Here is a 14,325-nt window from a genome sequence, read left to right on the forward strand (position 1 = left end):
GAGTAGGAGCGACACGGAGAAGCCTTTACGGAACTCAGACGCTCAGCGGAACATTCTCAACTGCTCGAATGTGGTGCCCCCGGTCGGACTCGAACCGACACTGGACGGGTTTTGAATCCGTTGCCTCTGCCAATTGGGCTACGGGGGCGGGCGCGGCGAACCGCTGGTGGGAAAGTCTAACTGACGACCGATGAGCGTCTGTCCGACGCCCACCCTAGAGTGGCCGTGTGAGCACCACGAGTCAGACCGCAGAAGCCAGGACCGACCCCAGCGCCGCCCCCGCGGCCACCGAGGCGGATGGGCCCGCCCGACTGCTGCTCCTGGACGGGCACTCGCTGGCGTTCCGCGCGTTCTACGCGCTGCCGGCCGAGAATTTTTCGACAGCCTCCGGCCAGCACACCAATGCGGTGTACGGATTCCTGTCGATGGTCGCCAACCTGGTGACCGAGGAGGTGCCCACCCACCTGGCCGTGGCTTTCGATGTCTCGCGAGCGACGCTGCACCGTACCGCCGAGTACCCGGAGTACAAGTCCACCCGGTCAGCGGCGCCCGAGGAATTCAAGGGTCAGGTCGAACTCATCCAGGAAGCCCTCGTGGCACTAGGGGTTCGGACGCTGTCGTTGGAGGGGCACGAGGCCGACGACATCATCGCAACCCTGGCGACACAGGCAGGCGGAGCCGAGACCCTCATCTGTACCGGGGACCGTGACGCGCTGCAGTTGGTTTCCGACGAGGTCACCGTTCTCTATCCGGTCAAGGGCGTCTCCGAACTAGCCCGCTTCACGCCCGAAGCGGTCAAGGCGAAGTATGGAGTCACGCCCACCCAGTACCCGGATGTCGCCGCCCTGCGCGGCGACACCTCGGACAACCTCCCGGGAGTGCCGAAGGTGGGCGACAAGACGGCCGCCAAATGGATCACCCAGTACGGATCGCTCTCCGAACTCATCGCGCACGCGGACGAGGTCAAGGGCAAAGTCGGGGAGAGCTTTCGAGATCATCTGCCGCAAGTGCAGCTCAATCGGCGGATCACCGAGCTCTCTCGCGACCTGGATCTCGGCGTCGAACTCACGGACCTCGTCCGGGCGACGCCAGAACGCGCGGACGTCAACGCACTGTTCGACCGACTGGAGTTCGGACCCCAGGCACGGGATCGCTTCCTCTCGGCTTTCCTGCCCGAGGGAGCCCCCGAGCCAGCCGCCGAGGTCGAACTCGAGCAGGCCTCGGTGCTGCACTCCGGCGAGGTCTCCGATTGGCTCGCCGCCCACGCGCCGGCCGGACAGCGGCACGGTCTCGTCGTCGTCGGAACCTCCCGGCCCGGCTCGGGCGACACTCGGACCATCACGATTGCCGCTGCCGACGGTGCCTCCGGTCACCTCGACCTCGTGGCCATCGGCCCCGACGATGAGCAGGCCCTGAGGGCCTGGCTTTCCGACGATGCGGTGCACAAGGCGGTCCACGATGCCAAGGCCGCCACCCATGCGCTGCAGGGGCGCGACCTCCGGTTGGGAGGCGTCACCATGGACGTGGCACTGGCCGCCTACCTGGTGCGTCCCGGTCAACGCAGTTACGGCCTGGGGGAGCTGTTCCAACGTCACCTCCGGCGCGAACTGCCCGAGGCGGAGGCGGGTGACAAGCAGCTGTCGCTGCTCGACGAGGTCGATGACGCGGAGGCCGAGCAGAAAGTCGCCGATTCCGCGGCGACTCGGGCACGAGCGGTGGTCGACCTCGCGGAGCGACTCGACATCGAACTGGAACAGGTGCACGGCGCGAAGCTGATGGCGGAGATGGAACTGCCGCTCGTGCCGGTGCTGGCGCGGATGGAGTCGATCGGCATCGGGGTGGACGGGGCTGCTTTGGACGGGCTGCGCGACGACTTCGCCGACCGCGGACGCCAGGCCGCCGAGGCAGCCTACGCCGCGATCGGAGGCGAGCAGATCAACTTGGGCTCGCCCAAGCAACTGCAAGTGGTGCTGTTCGAGACCCTCGGTATGCCCAAGACCAAGAAGACCAAGACTGGGTACACCACGGACGCCAAGGCGCTGGAGGAACTACTCGCCAAAGAGACCGGTGACACCCCGGGGCGGGCGTTCCTCGAGGCACTGTTGCTGCACCGCGAGACCACCAAGATGCGTACGACGGTGGAAGGACTCATCAAGACCATCGGCGACGACCGACGCATCCACACCACGTTCAACCAGACCGTGGCCGCCACCGGCCGACTGTCCTCGACCGACCCCAACCTGCAGAACATCCCCGTGCGCACTGAGGACGGGCGTCGCATCCGCGAGTCCTTCGTGGTGGGTGAGGGGTACGACTGTCTGCTCACTGCCGACTACAGCCAGATCGAGATGCGTGTGATGGCTCATCTGTCCGGCGACGCCGGGCTCATCGAGGCGTTTCGGACAGGGGAGGACCTGCATTCGTTCGTGGGCTCGCGTGCGTTCGGCGTGCCCATCGACGAGGTGACCCCGGAGCTGCGACGTCGAGTCAAGGCGATGAGTTACGGCCTCGCGTACGGGCTCAGCGCGTTCGGTCTCGCCGCCCAGCTCGGGATCAGCCAGGGCGAGGCCCGAGAGCAGATGGAGGCGTACTTCTCACGCTTCGGCGGCGTGCGCGACTACCTGCGCGCGGTGGTCGAGCAGGCCCGCCGTGACGGCTACACGGAGACTCTGTTCGGTCGGCGCCGATACCTGCCCGAACTCAACTCGGACAACAGGCTCAAGCGCGAGAACGCCGAACGTGCCGCGCTCAACGCGCCCATCCAGGGCACGGCCGCCGACATCATCAAGGCCGCCATGCTCACGGTCGACGCCGACCTCACCGAACGGGGGCTGAAGAGTCGTCTCCTGCTCCAGGTTCACGACGAATTGGTCCTCGAAGTGGCCCAGGGCGAGCTCGACGAGGTCCGAGATATCGTCGTGGACCGCATGTACTCTGCCATCGAACTCGACGTCCCGCTGGACGTATCCACTGGAACAGGTCCGAACTGGGACTCGGCGGCCCACTGACCGAGGGCAAGCGACTCGCAGAGAAGACCGGCGAATCGGGCCGATGTGTTTTGTACCGGTCCCCGGATGACTTAGGTTCATTGCAGATTCGGCTCCCCGACGCCTGAAAGGGCACACACATGACCCTCACCCCTCGGCGCGGTCTGCGCGCCGCCCTGGCACTGACCGCAACCGCAGCCATCTCGCTGACCGGATGCACCACCAATACCGAGGGCCCGCAGGACTCCGGGGAGCCGCGCAACGAGGTGTCGCTCGAGAAAGACGACGCGATCGCCGCGCTCGTCCCAGCCGAGATCCGGGACAAGGGCGTCATCGTGATCGGCACCAACCCGCCGTATGCGCCCAACGAGTTCAAGAACGAGCGGGGGGAGATGGTCGGATTCGACATCGACGTGATGACCGCCGCCGCCCAGCTGATGGGGCTGCGTGCCGAGTTCCGCGAGGCCGACTTCGAGAAGATCATCCCGGCCATCGAGGGAGGCACCATGGATATGGGTGCCTCCTCGTTCACCGTCAACGACGAGCGGCTCCAGACCGTCGACTTCGTCACATACTTCGAGGCTGGCATCCAGTGGGCCTCCGCGGCAGGCAACGACATCGACCCCGATGACGCGTGCGGTCTCAACGTCGCCGTCCAGCGGACCACCGTCTCCGACCAGGAAGACATACCCGCCCGCAGTGAAGCCTGCGTCGCGGCCGGCAAACCCGCGATCGAGAAAGTCCAGTTCGACTCGCAGGACGAGGCCTCGACCGCCGTCGCGCTCGGCAAGGTTGACGCGATGTCCGCCGACTCGCCGATCTCCGCATACGCGGTCAAGCAGTCCGGGGGCAAGCTGCAGCTCGCCGGCGAGGTCTTCGACTCTGCCCCCTACGGCTGGCCCGTACGCAAGGGCGCTAAGCTCTCGGCCGCTCTCGAAGCCGCAGCCGACAAGCTCATCGAGACCGGGGACTTCAAGAAGATTGCCGAGAACTGGGGTGTCGAGGACGGACTCGTCACCGACGCCGAAATCCGGAAGGGCTGAGTGACCGCTAGGTGAGTACCGCGCAGAAGGGGCCGGACGCCCCCGCGGCGGAGGCCCCAGACCCCATCCAGGCGGTGCCCCTGCGGCACCCCTGGCGTTGGGTGTCGGCGACCATCGTCCTGGTCCTCGTATTCCTGTTCATCTGGGGCGCGGCGACCAACCCGGCCTACGGCTGGGACACCTATTTCCGATACCTGTTCGACACCAGATTCGGCACGGCCGTGTTCTACACAATCGCGCTGACCGTGCTGTCGATGGTTCTCGCTGTGGTCCTGGGCGTCCTCCTGTCCGTGATGCGGATGAGCAGCAACCCCGTCCTCAAAGGCGTGGCCTGGGTCTACTTGTGGATCTTCCGCGGCACCCCGATCTATGTGCAGTTGCTGTTCTGGGGGCTCATCTTCACGCTTTACCGGCAGGTCCAGTTCGGCATCCCGTTCACCGACATCCAGTTCGTCCGGTTCGAGGACACCATGGTCCTGTACTCGGCTTTCTGGCTGGCAGTGGTGGGTCTGGCCATGAACGAAGCCGCATACATGGCCGAGATCGTCCGCGCGGGCATCTCCTCTGTGCCAGAGGGGCAGTCCGAGGCATCGACCGCCCTGGGCATGACGTGGGGTCAGACGATGCGACGGACGATTCTCCCGCAGGCGATGCGGGTGATCATCCCGCCGACGGGCAACGAATTCATCTCACTGCTCAAGACCACTTCGCTCGTCGTGGCAATCCCGTTCTCCGGAGAGCTCTACGGGCAGGCACGGGACATCTCGGGCGTCAACTTCCAGCCCATCCCGCTGCTGCTCGTGGCCGCAACGTGGTATTTGGTCATCACCAGCGTGCTCATGGTTGGCCAGCACTACCTCGAAAAGCGATTCTCTCGCGGTGCCACCCGGCAGCTCACCGGCCGACAACTGCGCGCGCTCGCCAACGCGGACGGACTCACCCCGTCCGCTCTCGCCGCGGCCGAGGCCGCCAACCCGTCCGGAGGCACACCATGACGGCGATGGTCAGGGCCGATCAGGTCTGCAAAAACTTCGGTTCGTTGCGCGTCCTTAAAGGCATAGACCTTGAGGTCGCCGCCGGTGAGGTCCTGTGCCTGGTGGGGCCCTCCGGTTCAGGCAAGTCCACCTTCCTCCGATGCATCAACCATCTGGAGAGGGTGGATGCGGGCAGGCTCTACGTTGACGGCGAACTGGTGGGATACCGCGAGAAGGGTGACAAACTCTACGAGATCTCTCCGAAGCACGCCGCCCGCCAGCGCCGAGACATCGGCATGGTGTTCCAGCACTTCAACCTGTTCCTCCACCGCACCGCTTTACAGAACGTGATCGAGGCGCCGATGCTGGTCAAGGGACACTCACGCGCGGAGGCCACCGAACGGGGCCGCGAATTGCTCGCCAAGGTCGGCCTCGCCGCCAAAGCCGACACCTATCCTGCCCAACTGTCGGGCGGGCAGCAGCAGCGCGTGGCGATCGCCCGCGCCCTGGCCATGGACCCCAAACTGATGCTGTTCGACGAGCCCACGTCGGCGCTCGACCCCGAACTTGTCGGGGAGGTCCTGGGCGTGATGCGAGATCTCGCGGACGCGGGGATGACCATGGTCGTGGTCACCCACGAGATGGGTTTCGCCCGCGAGGTCGCCGACACCGTCGCGTTCATGGACGACGGTGTGGTGGTGGAGGCCGGTAAGCCTGCCGACGTGCTCAAGTCGCCGTCGCACCAACGCACCAAGGACTTCCTGTCCAAGATTCTCTGACGCCCCGCGGCCCTGACGCCCGCACCCGTGTGGTGCCGGTGTCAGGGCCGCCGGAGTCGGCACTCGACGGCGTCCATCCGCGGGTCAGGGCAGAGTGGCCACGAAGATCGCCGTGCCGGGGAATATCCCGCCCCGGAGTGGGCTCCACTGCCCCCACTCCCGGTCCAACCACTCCGGCCACTCCGGCTCGATGAGGTCCCGCACGACGAACCCGGCCGCGACCAGTTCCCGGATCCGGTCGCCTACCGTCCTGTGGTGCTCGACATAGGTCAGCTCGCCGTCGTCGCCATACTCCGTGTACGGCGATCGGTCGAAGTACGGAAACATGGCCAGCAGCCCCTCCGGGCCCGGGTCATCGCGGAAAATCCACCGCATGGGGTGGTTGACCGAGAAGACGAAGCGGCCACCCGGACGCAGGACGCGCGCTGCCTCCGCCATCACGCCCGCCGAGTCCGCCACGAAGGGGATTGCGCCGAATGCCGAGAACGCGACGTCGAAACTGTCGTCCGCGAAGGGCAATCGTCCGGCGTCAGCCTGGATCAGGGGGACCCTCGCCGCCCGGCCCGCTGCCCGGCCTGCCACCTCCGCTCCCACGCGGAGCATCCCGGCTGACAGGTCCACGGCCACGGCGTGGGCGCCCCGGCCGGCAAGCCACCGCGAACACGGGGCAGACCCGCACCCGATTTCGAGCACGTGGCGGCCCTCCACGTCACCGAGCAGGTGCCAGTCGCCCTCGTGGAGCCCCTCAGGGCACCAGACGAACTCGCCCTCGGGCGAGTGGGCGCCGAGGAAGTCGCCGTGTTGATCGTGGTAATCGGTCGCTTCCGAGTCCCACCACAGTCGTGAGGCTCGGACCGACTCTCCATGTCCGGGGGGGTTTGTGGACGTCACGTGTGAAGCGTACAGTTGACGGTCGCGTGCGTACGCGTTCGCTTTCTTCCTGTCCGCTACGATTTCTATCCACTCCGGAGCACCCCACCATATGACCACCAACACCACGTCCCCGCAGGTAGCCATCAACGACATCGGCTCTGCTGAGGACTTCCTCGCCGCTATCGACGCCACGATCAAGTACTTCAACGATGGTGACATCGTCGAGGGCACGATCGTCAAGGTCGATCGCGACGAGGTCCTGCTCGACATCGGGTACAAGACCGAGGGCGTCATCCCCTCGCGCGAGCTCTCCATCAAGCACGATGTCGACCCGGGCGAGGTCGTCGAGGTGGGCGATGAGGTTGAGGCCCTAGTCCTGACCAAGGAGGACAAGGACGGCCGTCTGATCCTGTCCAAGAAGCGCGCCCAGTACGAGCGCGCCTGGGGCACGATCGAGGAGCTCAAGGAGAAGGACGAGGCCGTCAAGGGCACCGTCATCGAGGTCGTCAAGGGCGGCCTCATCCTCGACATCGGTCTCCGTGGCTTCCTCCCCGCCTCGCTGGTGGAGATGCGCCGCGTCCGCGACCTCCTGCCCTACGTGGGCCAGGAGCTCGAGGCCAAGATCATCGAGCTGGACAAGAACCGCAACAACGTCGTGCTCTCGCGTCGCGCATGGCTCGAGCAGACCCAGTCGGCTGTGCGCTCCGAGTTCCTGCACCAGCTGCAGAAGGGCCAGGTCCGCAAGGGCGTCGTGTCCTCGATCGTCAACTTCGGTGCGTTCGTCGACCTCGGCGGCGTCGACGGTCTCGTCCACGTCTCCGAGCTGTCCTGGAAGCACATCGACCACCCGTCCGAGGTTGTCGAGGTCGGCCAGGAGGTCACCGTCGAGGTGCTCGACGTCGACCTGGATCGCGAGCGCGTCTCGCTCTCGCTGAAGGCCACCCAGGAGGATCCGTGGCGGCACTTCGCCCGGACCCACGCGATCGGTCAGATCGTCCCGGGCAAGGTCACCAAGCTCGTCCCGTTCGGCGCCTTCGTCCGTGTCGAGGAAGGCATCGAGGGCCTGGTCCACATCTCCGAGCTGGCCGAGCGCCACGTCGAGGTCCCCGACCAGGTCGTGTCCGTCAACGACGACGCCATGGTCAAGGTCATCGACATCGACCTCGACCGTCGCCGTATCTCGCTCTCGCTCAAGCAGGCGGACGAGGACTACACGGAAGAGTTCGACCCGTCCAAGTACGGCATGGCCGACAGCTACGACGAGGCCGGCAACTACATCTTCCCCGAGGGCTTCGATCCCGAGACCAACGAGTGGCTCGAGGGCTTCGAGAAGCAGCGCGAGGAGTGGGAGAACCGCTACGCGGAGGCCGAGCGTCGCCACAAGATGCACACGGCCCAGATCGAGAAGGGTCGCGTTGCCGCGGCGGAGGCCGCCGAGGCCGCCCCGACCAACTACTCGTCGGAGTCCGCCCCGTCTGCCCGTCCCGCCGCTGCGGAGACCAGCCCGGCGGAGTCGACCGGTGGATCGCTTGCGTCGGACGAGCAGCTCGCCGCCCTGCGCGCGAAGCTCGCCGGAGGCGAGTGACCGTCGGATAGTCGCTAGAGAGCGGCCCCGCACCGGAATCCGGTGCGGGGCCGCTCTCTTTTCGTTGCTTGCGGTGGATCGGGAGGGGACCTGGGGGGTAAGCCACACAACGATTACGCCCTTCACATCCACGCTGTGCCCGGACTCTGGTCGCCACCGCGGACGCCGAATCTGGTGAGATTCGGGTGCAGACGGCCTTGCTCAAGACCGACAATGAACTCGCGGCCATCGGCGGGGGCCTGCCCGACGATGGCCGCGAGTGACGCGGGTCGATCTATCAGCGTCCCGGCGGCTCGACGATTGGCTCGGCCGCGGCGGGCTCGATCTCCGCGATCTCTTCGAGGCGCTGCTCGTCGATGACGCCCTGGTCGTTGATGGCCCCGGCGTCAGCGGCGGTCTTGACTGTCACACGCGATTCCACTGCGGTCCGGGGGTTCGCGTCCGGGACGGCGAAGTTGAATGCGTCGAGGTCGGTGCGCATGAGGAAAACGTTGTACGCGTCCCACGTGGAGAGCGTGTAGTACAGGTATCGACTGTCGTTATCCGTGGTGAAGGGATGGATCATCGGAGCGTAGCCGTTGGGGAACATGCGCCGGTCGACGATGGTCTGGGGCTCTGACCACGGGCCCCAGGGATTGTCAGACACGCGCATGGAGACGACGCCGGTGGGTGAGGGGGTCATGGCGGTGTACTTGTCCAGGTGCTTGTTGTATTGCACCGAAAGTTCCTCGACGCGTGCCGGGATGACCTCGTAACCGGTCGGTGCGTCGGCCCAGTCCAGGCCAGGACCCGCGTACCACTTGTAGGCGGTGGGGTCCTCGATGTCAGCGAGCTTCACGCGGGCCAGCATCGCCGGTCCGCGTCGACCCGACGGCGTGACGTACTCGTACAGCCACTCGCCGTCCTGGAGGAACGCGCTCATCTGGGCGCCGTACCACTGCTTCTTATCGGGAGCGGGCAGGTCGCCGGGCGCTAGCATCTCGCTGCTGTGCCATCCGGAGAAATCAGTGACCCGCCGCATCGTGGCGGGGAGCAGTTTCCACGTGTTCCCACCATCTGTGGACTTGGCCAGCCCTGAGTAGTTGGTGTTCCAACCGCCGGGGGCGTTCCAGTCCCGCACCGACATGACCCGCATGTACATGTCCGTGCCGTTGCTGACCGCGGCCGTCGGGATCACGGTCACCTCGCCGACACCGTTCGGCTGATGCGCACCCTGGACGAGGGCGGTGGCCTTGCCCTGCGCATCAGCGGGAACAGCCCTGAGGACGTTCATCCCGCCATCGGGGCTGCCGCCGCTGGTGGCGAGCATGACGTTGGACCGCCATTGGTTTCCGTTTGGGGTACAGTCCCCGAAGGTGTCGCCGAACAGGGCCATCGTCTTACCCTGGTGGGTAAAGGTGATCCCGAGATCCGTGCCGTGGATGTCGTATAGTTCGTCCGTCTTCGCGGGACTGGTGGGGCCGGTGACGAGCTGCCGCACCGACGTGGCGCCCTTGAGGACAGGGATCGTGCCGTTGGCGCCAGTGACCCATCGTGGGAAGCGACGAACCGAGGATGCGGTGGCGTCGAGAACCGAATTGGTGGCGTTGGCGAGTGAGCCCGTCGCGGGCAGGGGGCCGAGGGAGCCTGGGGGGAGGTTCCCGAAGAAGCTGTTGCACGGACCGCTCTCTCCGAACAGCGAACCGGTCGAGCCGGAGGATCCGGTGGAGCCCGTTGATCCGGTGGAACCGGAGGATCCGAGCGATCCTTCGGATTGAGCCGCTGAATGCGCTGGAGCAACCGCGATTGCGAGCGCAACTGCAAGTGGAACTGCCGCGAGGGCACGTGGCACAGAGTTAATCAGGTTCACACGTGACACTCTATAGTTCGTCGCTCCGGCAGACTCGGCCACTGGTCACCTAGAATCCGCATCATGCTGATGGTGGGTCTGACCGGTGGGATCGGCGCCGGCAAGTCGACGGTGACGGCAGTGCTAGAGGAGTCCGGCGCGGTAATCGTCGACGCCGATCGAATCGCGAGACAGGTCGTGGAGCCGGGATCCCCAGGCCTGGCGATGCTCGTGGCCGAGTTCGGTGAGGACATCCTGAGGCCGGACGGTGCGCTAGATCGAGCGGCCCTTGCCGCCCGGGCGTTCGTCGACGCCGAACGGACCGCGGCGCTCAACGCCATCACTCACCCTTTGATCGGGGAGCGCACCGCGGAGCTGTTCGGCTCCGCGCCGGAAGACGCGATAGTCGTTCATGACATGCCACTACTCGTCGAGGGCGGGATGACACCCGGCTACCACTTGGTGATCGTGGTCGATACCCCGGCGGAGATTCGCTTGCAGAGACTCGTGGAGCAGCGAGGTATGCCGGAGGACGATGCGCGCGCACGAATGGCGAGGCAGGCGACCGATGAGGACCGGCGCGCCGCCGCGGACATCCTGATTGACAACTCCGGCGATCGGCAGACAGTCGTGGACCTGACCCGCGCCCTTGTGGAGGTCCGTCTGAGTCCGTTCGAGCACAATCTGCGTACCGGCACCCCGGTCGTGGGCGACCGTACCGTCGTCCCGTTCCGGCCTGAGTGGACGGGTGAGGCGGAACGGGCGTGCGCCAGACTGCGCCATGTAGTGGGGGACATCGCTCGCAGGATCGATCACGTCGGTCCGACAGCAGTGGAGGGACTGGACGCGCCCGATGTGATCGACCTGCAGGTGACAGTTCAGGATGCATCGGCGGTCGGGGCTGTATTGCGCAAGCTCACCGAGGCGGGTTACGTACGCGACCGTCTGAGCGAACGCCCATTACTGCACTGGTGTGACCCTGCGCGGCCCCTGGAGGTGTCGATTCTCGCGGAGGATGACCCGGAGCACAAGTTCTCTCTTCTCATGGCGGAGGTGATCGGCTCGGATCCCGGCGCCCGATCCGAGTACGCGGAGATCTTGCGCCGCGCTAACCGCGAGGAGACGCGTCAGTGGGAGCGCACCTTGACTGAGGCTTCTTTGCGGGGCATGTAGTGCCGTGGGCAGGTCTGTAGACCCGCCCACGGCAGGGGTCACTCGGTTGGCACCACGCCGTTCACCAGTTCGGTGACCGGCACCTGCCTGATGACCTCGGTGGTCGCTCCCTGCGGGGCCGCGCGGCGCAGGTTCGGGCTGGGGAAGACCTCCGATAGCCGGGTGCGCACGAGGAACACGTTGTAGGCGTTCCAGGTGGTGACTAGGTAGTAGAGATCATCCTCCTGGGCCCACGGGTGCATGAATGCCCCGTACACACCCGGCAGTACCGAATAGTCGATGAGAACGGTCGGCGGGCTCCAAGGACCCTCTGGCCGGTCAGCGGTGCGCATGACTACCGAGTTGTAGCCCTGGGAGTACATCGCCGTGAACTTGCCGAGGTGCTCGTTCCACATGGTTGACAGCTCGCTGGCGGGGGAGGGAAGAACTTTCGAGGCGTCGGCGATGTCGGCGCTCCACCGTGAGCCGTCCCAGTACTCATAGCCCTGTGGGTCGAGCACCCCACTGAGCAGCGCGGTGTCCGAGGCGTCCAGCTCGTCAGCCGTGGGGGACCCGTCGAGCGCAGCCCTGGCGAGGATCGCATGGCCCTGCCGGCCTGAGGGCGTCAGGTACTCGTATAAATAATCGTTCGTCTTGAGAAACGAGCTCATCTGCGCAGTGCGCCAGGAGCTGTCCGCGGCGGGGGCACCGTCGTCGAGCGGGACGGCGTTGGTGATCGGTCGGGCCAGCTCGGGCACGACCGTCCAGTTCTCGCCGTTGTCGGTGGAGTAGGCCATCCCCGAGTAATTGGTGGTCCACGATCCCGGTTGGCCCCAGTGCGCGACGGACATGAACCGCAGGTATTGGACCCCGTTAACCGATATTCCGGCAGTGGGGATAATGGTGACCTCTCCCGGCAGCCCTGTCCGCGGCACGATTGACTTGGCCAAGCCGTCGGTGTCCATAGCGGCGGAGTCAACGGTGATGCCGTCGGAGAGGTCGGCGTCGCCCGAGCGGAACAGAACGTTGGACCGCCACTGGTTTCCTGGCACAGTGCAGTCACCCATGGTGTCGCCGAAGGCCATGAGTACCTGCCGGTTGTCCCCGGTTGCCCCGTTGTCCCACATAATGCCCAGGTCGGTGCCCGCGACACCGTACTTATTGATCGATTCGGTGGGGCTCGTCGGGCCGGTGACCAGCTGCAGGAACTGGGTTGGGCCGCGCAGGACGGGCACGGTGCCCTCCTCGCCGGTGATCCACGGTGGCATTCCGTAGACAGACCCGACCATCAGGTCCAGCGAGCCGGAGATTCCGTTTCCAAGCGACCCGGTTTCGAGCTGCTGCACCAGCGAACCGCTTCGGTCCTCGGAACCCAGCGAACCTGAGACGGAGCCGATCGATCCTGAGCCTCCGGAGGAGCCGAGTGATCCGAGGGAGCCCGTAGCCATCCCCGCGCCGGTCCGGTGCTCGAGCAGTGAGCCGAAGTTGCCGAACATCTCGCTGCAGGGGCCTGCGGAAGCCGTGCCCGAGCCGAAGGTGCCCATCGCGGTGACCGTTGCCGCGACGGTCGCAGTCGCGGTGAGGGCCGAGGTGAGGCGACGGTGAAGACGTCGGGGGAGGGGGCGGGTCATGCGTCAGCCTTCCGGGATGGGGATCGTGTCGACGAGCACAGTCTCGCCGGTATCGGCGGGGTCGGGAGTGTCGCGGGTCCAGCTGTCGTCCGCAGTCCGCATCCGCGAGTTCGGATCCGGCGGGCGGCGAGTCTGAAGCTTCGACAGATCGGTCTTCATGAGGAAAACGTTGTAGGCGTCCCAAGTGGACATGGTGAAGTACAGGTCCTTGCCATTGGACTCGACTGCCGGACTCCACGGGTGGGCGAACGCGCCGTAGAGGGTGGGGACGTGTTGGTACGAAAGCAGGATGTCCTTGCCGGACCACGGTCCCTCTGGGGTGCTGGCCTGTCGCATGACGATGTTGTTGTTCTCGTCCGTGTAGAGGGCGATGAACCGGCCGAGGCGGGCGCTCCAGGTGACCGACAACTCGCTTACTTGTCCGTCGAGCACGACCCTGGCGTCGGCGTGGTCCGCGACCCACGTGGAGCCGTCCCAGAACCGGTACGCCCCCATATCTTCGATCTGCGCTGCGGGGACGCGGGCGAGCTTGGCTGAACCGCTACGGCCGGACGGGGTCATGTACTCGTAGACGTAGTCGACTCCGCCGTCGGTGTGCTTAAGGAACGCGCTCATCTGACCAGTCGGCTGCGTGACGTACGGGGTCCCGACGTTCTCGGGCACGAGGGCCGCGTTGCCCTCACCGATCCGGCCGCTGCCCGCGACCGGCGCCCAGTTCTCGCCGTTGTCCTCCGACTTGGCGAGGGCGGAGTAGTTCGTGGTCCACTCACCGGGTTCGTCCCAGCTGGCCACGGACATGTACCGGAGGTACTGCTTCCCCCCGACCTCGATTCCCGCCGTCGGGATCACGGTGAATTCACCCGGGAGACTGGATCTGGGAAGGATCGACTTGGCCATGCCCTCCCGCTCCATCGGTGCGTCGTTGATGCGCATGCCGTCGGACAGTTCGCGGTCGGACGAGCGGAAAAGGATGTTGCTACGCCACTCATCGCCGTCGACGCTGCAATCACCCATGGTGTCACCGAGCGCCATCATGATCCGCCGGTCGTTGCCGGAGGCGCCGTTGTCCCAGAGGATGCCCAGGTCTGTTCCGCTGATCCCGAAGCGGTCGACCGTGTCGTTGGGGCTGGTCGGACCGGTCAGTAGCTCGACGGTGGTGGTGAGCCCCTTGAGAATGGGGATGTACCCGGAACCACCGTCGTGCCAGGGGGTGGCCGGAGTCGACGGCGCCCCGAGGGAACCGCCCTGCGATCCGCTCAGCGAGCCCGTCGAGCTACCGGTGCCGTCGCCGGTCGGTGGCCAGGGATCGCACGGGGCCGCCGCGGCGATCGGACTCCAGAGCGTAAGCGAGCCGGCGATGAGCGAGGCCGTAATAACCGCGGCGACCGGATGGGGGCCCCGCTGGGGACGACGACGAGAACGGCTGCGCACTGGGGGGCTCCAGACGAGTGAGTGATGTAAACGATGATTCAT

At 66.0% G+C, this 14,325-nt stretch carries 10 protein-coding genes and 1 tRNA gene; 6 read left to right on the forward strand and 5 right to left on the reverse strand.

The window, feature by feature from the left end; translation table 11 throughout:
* Window positions 1-71: 71 nt before the first annotated feature.
* Window positions 72-148 (reverse strand) — tRNA-Leu (locus tag FQ137_RS14245).
* Window positions 149-227: 79 nt separating this feature from the next.
* On the opposite strand from FQ137_RS14245, the gene polA reads away from it, so the two are divergent.
* From polA to FQ137_RS14265, 4 genes are all read left to right on the forward strand, one after another.
* On the forward strand, window positions 228-3,008 hold the full coding sequence (gene polA, locus FQ137_RS14250) for a DNA polymerase I (protein ID WP_149293240.1): 2,781 nt from the start codon (window positions 228-230) through the stop codon (window positions 3,006-3,008).
* Between the two features lie 119 nt (window positions 3,009-3,127).
* Window positions 3,128-4,030, forward strand: coding sequence for an ABC transporter substrate-binding protein (locus FQ137_RS14255; RefSeq protein WP_149293241.1), 903 nt, complete (start codon window positions 3,128-3,130; stop codon window positions 4,028-4,030).
* A gap of 11 nt (window positions 4,031-4,041) precedes the next feature.
* Entirely contained in the window at window positions 4,042-5,025 is a 984-nt protein-coding gene (locus FQ137_RS14260; RefSeq protein ID WP_149293242.1) for an amino acid ABC transporter permease, read from the forward strand.
* A complete protein-coding gene (locus tag FQ137_RS14265; RefSeq protein ID WP_149293243.1) occupies window positions 5,022-5,783 on the forward strand; it encodes an amino acid ABC transporter ATP-binding protein in 762 nt (253 codons plus the stop codon). Before FQ137_RS14260 ends, FQ137_RS14265 begins: the two co-directional genes overlap by 4 nt.
* An 84-nt stretch (window positions 5,784-5,867) precedes the next feature.
* Here the strand turns inward: FQ137_RS14265 and FQ137_RS14270 are convergent, their stop codons facing one another.
* On the reverse strand, window positions 5,868-6,674 hold the full coding sequence (locus FQ137_RS14270; RefSeq protein ID WP_255584384.1) for a class I SAM-dependent methyltransferase: 807 nt from the start codon (window positions 6,672-6,674) through the stop codon (window positions 5,868-5,870).
* Between the two features lie 91 nt (window positions 6,675-6,765).
* Here FQ137_RS14270 and rpsA point away from each other — a divergent pair, with 91 nt between their 5' ends.
* Complete coding sequence (gene rpsA, locus FQ137_RS14275; protein ID WP_149293244.1) at window positions 6,766-8,241, forward strand: 30S ribosomal protein S1; 1,476 nt, start codon at window positions 6,766-6,768, stop codon at window positions 8,239-8,241.
* Between the two features lie 277 nt (window positions 8,242-8,518).
* Here the strand turns inward: rpsA and FQ137_RS14280 are convergent, their stop codons facing one another.
* Window positions 8,519-10,090: a DUF4185 domain-containing protein gene (locus tag FQ137_RS14280; RefSeq protein ID WP_188065051.1), complete on the reverse strand. Its 1,572-nt coding sequence runs from the start codon at window positions 10,088-10,090 to the stop codon at window positions 8,519-8,521.
* Window positions 10,091-10,153: 63 nt separating this feature from the next.
* Between FQ137_RS14280 and coaE the strand changes: the two genes are divergently transcribed.
* Window positions 10,154-11,242 carry a dephospho-CoA kinase gene (gene coaE / locus FQ137_RS14285; RefSeq protein WP_149293246.1) on the forward strand — a complete coding sequence of 363 codons (1,089 nt, stop codon included), beginning with the start codon at window positions 10,154-10,156 and terminating at the stop codon, window positions 11,240-11,242.
* Between the two features lie 38 nt (window positions 11,243-11,280).
* On the opposite strand, the gene FQ137_RS14290 is transcribed toward coaE, so the two are convergent.
* A complete protein-coding gene (locus tag FQ137_RS14290; protein WP_149293247.1) occupies window positions 11,281-12,852 on the reverse strand; it encodes a DUF4185 domain-containing protein in 1,572 nt (523 codons plus the stop codon).
* Window positions 12,853-12,855: 3 nt separating this feature from the next.
* Window positions 12,856-14,283, reverse strand: a complete 1,428-nt coding sequence (locus tag FQ137_RS14295) for a DUF4185 domain-containing protein (protein ID WP_255584385.1) — start codon at window positions 14,281-14,283, stop codon at window positions 12,856-12,858.
* Window positions 14,284-14,325: the final 42 nt, after the last annotated feature.

Origin of the sequence: Dietzia sp. ANT_WB102, assembly GCF_008369165.1 — a bacterium.
Lineage (GTDB): Bacteria > Actinomycetota > Actinomycetes > Mycobacteriales > Mycobacteriaceae > Dietzia.

Coding starts and splice junctions, on each gene's coding strand:
- FQ137_RS14255 (WP_149293241.1), top strand. CDS start 3,128: ATGACCCTCACCCCTCGGCGCGGTCTGCGCGCCGCCCTGGCACTGACC.
- coaE (WP_149293246.1), top strand. CDS start 10,154: ATGCTGATGGTGGGTCTGACCGGTGGGATCGGCGCCGGCAAGTCGACG.
- FQ137_RS14290 (WP_149293247.1), bottom strand. CDS start 12,852: ATGACCCGCCCCCTCCCCCGACGTCTTCACCGTCGCCTCACCTCGGCC.
- FQ137_RS14265 (WP_149293243.1), top strand. CDS start 5,022: ATGACGGCGATGGTCAGGGCCGATCAGGTCTGCAAAAACTTCGGTTCG.
- rpsA (WP_149293244.1), top strand. CDS start 6,766: ATGACCACCAACACCACGTCCCCGCAGGTAGCCATCAACGACATCGGC.